Origin of the sequence: Porphyromonas sp. CAG:1061 (genome assembly GCF_000435035.1) — a bacterium.
GTDB lineage: Bacteria > Bacteroidota > Bacteroidia > Bacteroidales > Porphyromonadaceae > Porphyromonas_A > Porphyromonas_A somerae.
The window spans coordinates 1-5,990 of sequence record NZ_HF988869.1; the positions used below are offsets into that span (position 1 = coordinate 1).

The following is a 5,990-nucleotide window of genomic DNA, read 5'->3' on the forward strand; positions in this document are numbered from 1 at the left end:
CACTACGTGCCTTGACCTGTGCCTATTTAACAAGGACCTCTGCCGAGGTCCTTCTGTGATTCTTGATTGTTACAATGGTTTCAGTGGATATAAAAATAGAGTGATGAACTGACTTTTCAGCTCATCACTTTAGTATAGATAAAGTGTGAGTTGGTTACTTCTTTGCTGGTACCTTGAGGTGCTCTACATTGTCGCCCTCTGCTACGTGACGGTAGAAGTCTTCGCTATAGCCTGGTTGCTCTGGGAAAGCTACGAGTCCGTGCTCCTCTACGAATTGACCATCTTTCTCTAGCTTAACATTACCATCAATGTACTTCACTAGTAGGTACTCTCCGAGTTGCTTCCACTCAGCTGTCGATTGGTCGGCAATCTGGCAGGAGTAGTTGGTAAGGAACTCTACTGCAGCTGCTTCGCCTTGGCTCTTAGCAATCTCCATGGCTCTTGCTTCGATGGCTGGCTGAATACTTTGCCATTGCCCCTCAATCTCTTGCTGCTTCTTGCGGATGTCCTTAATCATATAGCTGTACTTGCCATAGGCCATATTGGCTACCCAGTTGTGCATCCAAAAGGCTGAGGTCCAAGAGAACTTAGTCATAGATCCATTGCCTGGTGCAAAACTATGAGGTACACGGGTCATAGAGGCGTACATAGGCTTGAAGAGGGTCATATCTGCGTCATCCACACCAAACCATAGGATACCTCCAACATAATCGGGTAGGTCTTTACGCATCTGAGCCACTAGTACAAAACCAGTTTGCTGTGTTGCGATAGCACGTTCATTGACATACTCTTGGCCATCTACCTCAAAGCCCATAGGTCTCCAGCGGTAGGGAACTTTATAAGCACCTGCACCACGATCCTTGGTCATATCCATTGGGGTATCCTCGTAGTGGTCTCGCATCATATTCTGCACGTCGGCAAGTGAGAGCTTGCGATTAGGCTTTACATAAAGTGGCATTGGCTCTGCATCTGGCTCGTATCCCATAACTAGAGGTAGGTATTTATCCATGCCATCGGCAAAGCGATTGAAGAAAGACCACACTCTTGCCTCACAGCCACGTAGACCACCAAAGTCGTAGGGGTTGTAGGCTTTTTGGAAGCTAAAGTCCTTGTCACTTCCCTTGTAGAGGCCCTTTTTGCGAGCAAACTCTACAACGTCGGGACTGTAGAGGCAGTTCTCCTTGTCATTAAAAGGAATCTGCTGGATACGTGCTTGGTTGGCGTGAGCTGAGATAGCATCGTCGGGGATGCGAATAGCTACCCAAACGGCACCCTTCTCGCCTTTGCCCTTACCGATCATCTCCATTACCCATACTTCGTTTTTATCGGCAATGGTAAAGCTTTCACCACTACTTCTATAGCCATATTGATCTACTAGACCTGTGATGACGTCAATAGCTTCGCGAGCTGTTGCCGACCTTTGAAGTGCGATATAAATAAGGCTTCCATAGTCCATCAGACCCTCTGTGCCTTGGCACTTGTCGCAACCGCCCCAGGTACTCTCTGTGATGGCTACTTGCTTTTCATTCATATTGCCAATCACGTTGTAGGTGCGCCCTACATACTGTGCAATCTCACCTGTTGGAATACCTGAATCCCACTCAGTTACCTTAAGGATGCTTCCCGTGGTCCAAGTGGCGGCAGGCCAATGGTATAGCTCGCCATATAATGTGTGGCTATCTGCAGCGTAGCTAATAAAGACGCTCCCGTCTGTAGATGCCTTGGGTCCTACAATTAGGTCGGTACAAGCCTCTGCTGAGACTCCCGCTCCTAGAGTGGCGATAGCTAGTGCCATAGCCACCTTGCATAGAGTTTTCTTCATGTTGTTACAGTCTTTTGTATTATTGGTTTGAAAATCTTCAGCAAGTTACCCTTTTTTCGGCAGATAACCAAGCCTAAAGCCTCCTGTTACTCCTGTGGAGGGTACCAGGAGGCGTACATTTGGTAGTTATCGGAGATACGCTTATTGATGGTTTGCTGTTGCTCAGGGTCTAGCATCTTCACAAACTTAGCAGGGACGCCGGCGTAAAGTGCACCAGGTTCTATTACCGTATTGGAGAGGACTACAGCTCCACCAGCTACAATCGCTCCTCTCCCTACCACGGCATGATCCATCACAATAGCTCCCATTCCTACTAGGGCTCCCTCTTCGATCTTAGCTCCGTGAATGATAGCGTTGTGCCCGATAGAGACATTGTCCTCTAGTATTGAGACCGACTTTTGATATAGGGTGTGGATGACAGCTCCATCCTGTACATTCACGTTTTTGCCTATGCGAATGCTATTGACATCGCCACGCACCACAGCACCAAACCATATACTGCTCCCTTCGCCTATCTCTACATCTCCCACCACGGTAGCATTAGTAGCGAGAAAAACATTATGAGCGATCTTGGGTGTAAAACCCCTCACCTCTTGAATTATTGCCATATAAAAATGAAAAAAGTAGGAGGTACTCTAGGAAGTACCTCCTACTATTAGTTTAAAAAATTACCTACTCAAGGGTGCTGTTTTGGCTTTGAGCCAAGCAGCCTCTTCGCTATTAAGAAGTGGTGATACCTCTCGGTATACTCGTTCTTGATAGTTATTGTACCACTCCAGCTCCTTATCGGTAAGCTGTGGAAGGTCTACCAAGCTATTATCTAGATAACAGAGGGTGAGTGTCTCGAAGCAGAAGAACTTGCCAAAGTCTCCCTCAGAATATGGCTTGGTATAGATGAGGTTTTCAATACGAATACCATACTTACCCGTGATGTAGATACCTGGCTCATTGGATGTAACCATACCTGGCTGAAGCACAGTAGGATTCTCGTCCATTCGGATGTTTTGTGGTCCCTCGTGAACATTGAGGAAGTAGCCCACACCGTGCCCAGTGCCGTGTCCATAGTTCTGACTATTATCCCAAAGGGCTTTGCGCGCAAGGATATCCAACTGCGAGCCTCGCGTCCCCTCAGGGAAGATAGCTGTTGCCAACTGAATATGTCCCTTCAGTACACGCGTATAGTCGGCCTTTTCTTCTGCTGTAGGCTTGCCATCCAGCGAAATGGTACGGGTAATATCTGTGGTACCGTCGTAATATTGACCACCAGAGTCCAGCAAGAACATCCCATTGTGCTGCAGCTTGTGCGAACTCTCGGGGGTAGCACTATAGTGGACAATAGCTCCGTGGTCGCGATAACCAGCGATAGGGGCAAAGCTATCATTGACATACTGCTCATCCATCGCACGGAACTTTGCTAATTGGACACCCACCTCATACTCTGTAGGTGTTTCGCCACTCTCTAGTGTCTTTTCAAGCCAAATGAAGAAGCGGGTGAGGGCAGCACCATCACGCTTCATCACATTCACATAGCCTTGGTGCTCTGTTTCATTCTTCACCGCCTTAAGTAGCGTGATAGGGCTCAATTGCTCAATTACGGTTACGCCCTCAGGGATCGCTCTGTAGAAAGCGTAGTTGTTTCGAGCTGGGTCAAAAGAGAGCACCGTCTTCTTAGGAAGTGCTGCCACATCGGCATAAACTGCTTCGTATGGTTTGATGTTCACGCCATTCTCCTTAAGATGCTGGCGTACCTCATCTGGCAACTTTTCGGGGAAAGCATATAGCGTCACTTGATCCTTAGTTAGCAGACCATATCCGATGCCTACAGGGTTGAAGGCTACATCATTACTTCGGATATTAAATAGCCAAGCCAGCTCACACAGCATATTGATGATGATAGCATTAGCTCCCTTCGCCTCTAGTGCAGCACGCACATTAGCCACCTTTTCCTTAGTGGTGAGACCCGCATATTTCGTAGGCATGATAAAGAAAGGATTGCGTGGAATCTCAGGGGCATCTGTGTAGACCTCCGAGATCAGATCCTTCTCTGTCACCATCTCAATACCAGCGATATCCAGTACCTTCTTGTAGCGAAGTGCCTCTGCTGTACTCATCGACTTCTCAAAGAATCCTACCCGCTTCACCCCCTTCTTCGTGCGAAGGTAATCGGCGATAGAGGGTGTCTCAGGAAGACCCTCCTTACGCAGATCAATGGTTGTCCCCTCCAATTGCTGAGTTGCCTGAAGGAAGTAGCGTGAGTCGGTCCAAAGACCAGCCTCATCCATAGCTACCACGGCGGTACCTGCCGAGCCATTAAATCCTGTAATCCACTCCCTATGCTTCCAGCAAGTAGGGGTATATTCACTCAGATGGTGGTCTGAGCTAGGTACAATGTATGCATCTATCTGCTCCCTTTTCATCGCACCTCTCAGTGCTTTCAGTCGCTCCTTGATATTTTCTTTCATATTGTTTAATATCTATTGATTATTATCTCTTTCTTATGATAGTTGGTGGCTTGGACGAAGTAGGTCATTCACCTTCTTCACTGGGTTGAAAGTCGTTCCAGGTACCGCCACAAACGCCGTGAGCCAATTGCTCATCGCCCCATTCCACAAGCCGGGAAGCTCCAGAGCCTTTAGCTCTTGCCCTTCTTGGCTCTTGTGGCTGATAAATCCAGTCTCCTCATCCACAAACGAAAGGAGATCAAACTTATTGCCACGATAATCCTTCACGCAAAGCACTAGATCCACAGGATTGAAGTAAGTGCTTGTCTCAAATAGTTCCTTATCCACAGGGTCATTCATATTGATCTGAGTGCTTTCCAAGATCTGCAGACCTGTAGTACCATTTTCATTCTTCACAATGTAAGGGCCACCCCCTGGCTCCCCCGTATTTCGTACCATGCCACAAACGCGGATAGGTCGATTGAGGATCCTCCTTAGGAAGTTGGTCTGCTCCTCCAGGGATAGCTCATCAAGTGCCGAGGTCTCGATGCAGAAGTTCTCCTCCACAAAGGTTTTGATCTCACTGATAAGGTTATTACTCACCTTTTTATCCTCCCCTAATTGCGCCATATACTTGTAGACCTTATTGCGGAGCTGTACTAGATAGCCTCCAATTGCCTTTTTGTAGATCAGCGTGTCACACCAGTAGGGCTGAGGGATTACATTATCAATATTCTTAATAAAGATAATGTCCGAATCGATTTCGTTAAGGTTATGGATCAGAGCCCCATGCCCTCCTGGACGGAAAAGCAAAGCCCCCTCCTTAGTCCTCATCGGCTGGTTATCCATATCCACAGCAATGGTATCTGTATTACTTCTCTGAATAGAATAGGTCACCTCTAGTACAGAGGAGTAGCGCTCCTCTATCTCACCCCTTTTTCGCTTGAGGAGCGTCTGGAAAGGCTCAATATGCTCAGGGCTTAGGGTGAAGTGTATCTTTACCGTACCATCGGCATTGCGTGCGTATTTAGCACTCTCCCCCAGCTGCTCCTCCATAGCTGTGCGGCTTCCCTCGGGGTAGCGATGAAATTGAAGCAACGCCTTAGGTAAATGCCCGTAGTTAAGCCCCTTTTCCGTTAAAAGGTATTCAATCACCGTATGCTCTTTGCCCGATTGGATCAACTTCAGACAGCCCTTGCCACCCTCACCCAGCATACAAGCACGATTGAGGCTATCAAAAAAGGCAAAGTCGGTGATGTGGTCTAGCACCTCACGGGTATCATCGTTCATCTCCTCCGTGTGTAGATAGGCAAAGAGCGCCTTAAACATTCGAGAGGCAGCACCACTAGCCGGCACAAATCGGCTCACTACCGAGGTGGGGGAGGATAGCGTCCGCTCCCACTCCTTGAGTGCTGCATCTAGTGCATCGCCCTCTAGTGTCACGATGCCCTCCTCCTCCGAGGCCGCTTTTACCAAATGTAGGTAGGGAAATCCTTGGGCAAATCGCCGTAGCTGCCCTTCAAGTTGAGTCTGTGAGATGCCCTTCTCCTGCAATTGCTTTAGGTCATTGTCCGATAAGTGTAGGTCTGCCATAGTCTCTGTCGATTGCTTAATAAATGAATACCTTCCCCCTCTCCTCCTGCACACAAATGTACTCATTTTTCACGAGACTTCCCGAAAAATAGAGCACTAAAAAGGGAGGGTTCATCCGAGATTGGGTAAGGACC

Annotated in this window: 4 protein-coding genes; all 4 read right to left on the reverse strand. The window is 47.9% G+C overall.

From position 1 onward, the window contains the following. Positions 1 to 154: 154 nt before the first annotated feature. The 4 genes from QVO39_RS01885 to QVO39_RS01900 all read right to left on the reverse strand — a co-directional run bounded on the left by QVO39_RS01885 (position 155) and on the right by QVO39_RS01900 (position 5,856). The gene (locus tag QVO39_RS01885) at positions 155 to 1,822 is read right to left on the reverse strand and encodes a dipeptidase (RefSeq protein ID WP_018027570.1); all 1,668 of its coding nucleotides are present in this window, start codon (positions 1,820 to 1,822) and stop codon (positions 155 to 157) included. An 86-nt stretch (positions 1,823 to 1,908) separates the two neighbouring features. Continuing rightward, on the reverse strand, positions 1,909 to 2,430 hold the full coding sequence (locus tag QVO39_RS01890; RefSeq protein ID WP_021902778.1) for a gamma carbonic anhydrase family protein: 522 nt from the start codon (positions 2,428 to 2,430) through the stop codon (positions 1,909 to 1,911). 60 nt (positions 2,431 to 2,490) lie between these two features. Beyond that, positions 2,491 to 4,284 (reverse strand): aminopeptidase P family protein, encoded by a 1,794-nt coding sequence (locus tag QVO39_RS01895; RefSeq protein WP_021902779.1) that lies wholly within the window; start codon positions 4,282 to 4,284, stop codon positions 2,491 to 2,493. A 33-nt stretch (positions 4,285 to 4,317) separates the two neighbouring features. Then, a complete protein-coding gene (locus QVO39_RS01900) occupies positions 4,318 to 5,856 on the reverse strand; it encodes a DUF4301 family protein (RefSeq protein ID WP_021902780.1) in 1,539 nt (512 codons plus the stop codon). Positions 5,857 to 5,990 lie beyond the last annotated feature (134 nt).

Excerpts from the sequence above, each read along its gene's own strand:
- QVO39_RS01885 (WP_018027570.1), bottom strand. The coding sequence starts at position 1,822 with ATGAAGAAAACTCTATGCAAGGTGGCTATGGCACTAGCTATCGCCACT.
- QVO39_RS01890 (WP_021902778.1), bottom strand. The coding sequence starts at position 2,430 with ATGGCAATAATTCAAGAGGTGAGGGGTTTTACACCCAAGATCGCTCAT.
- QVO39_RS01895 (WP_021902779.1), bottom strand. The coding sequence starts at position 4,284 with ATGAAAGAAAATATCAAGGAGCGACTGAAAGCACTGAGAGGTGCGATG.
- QVO39_RS01900 (WP_021902780.1), bottom strand. The coding sequence starts at position 5,856 with ATGGCAGACCTACACTTATCGGACAATGACCTAAAGCAATTGCAGGAG.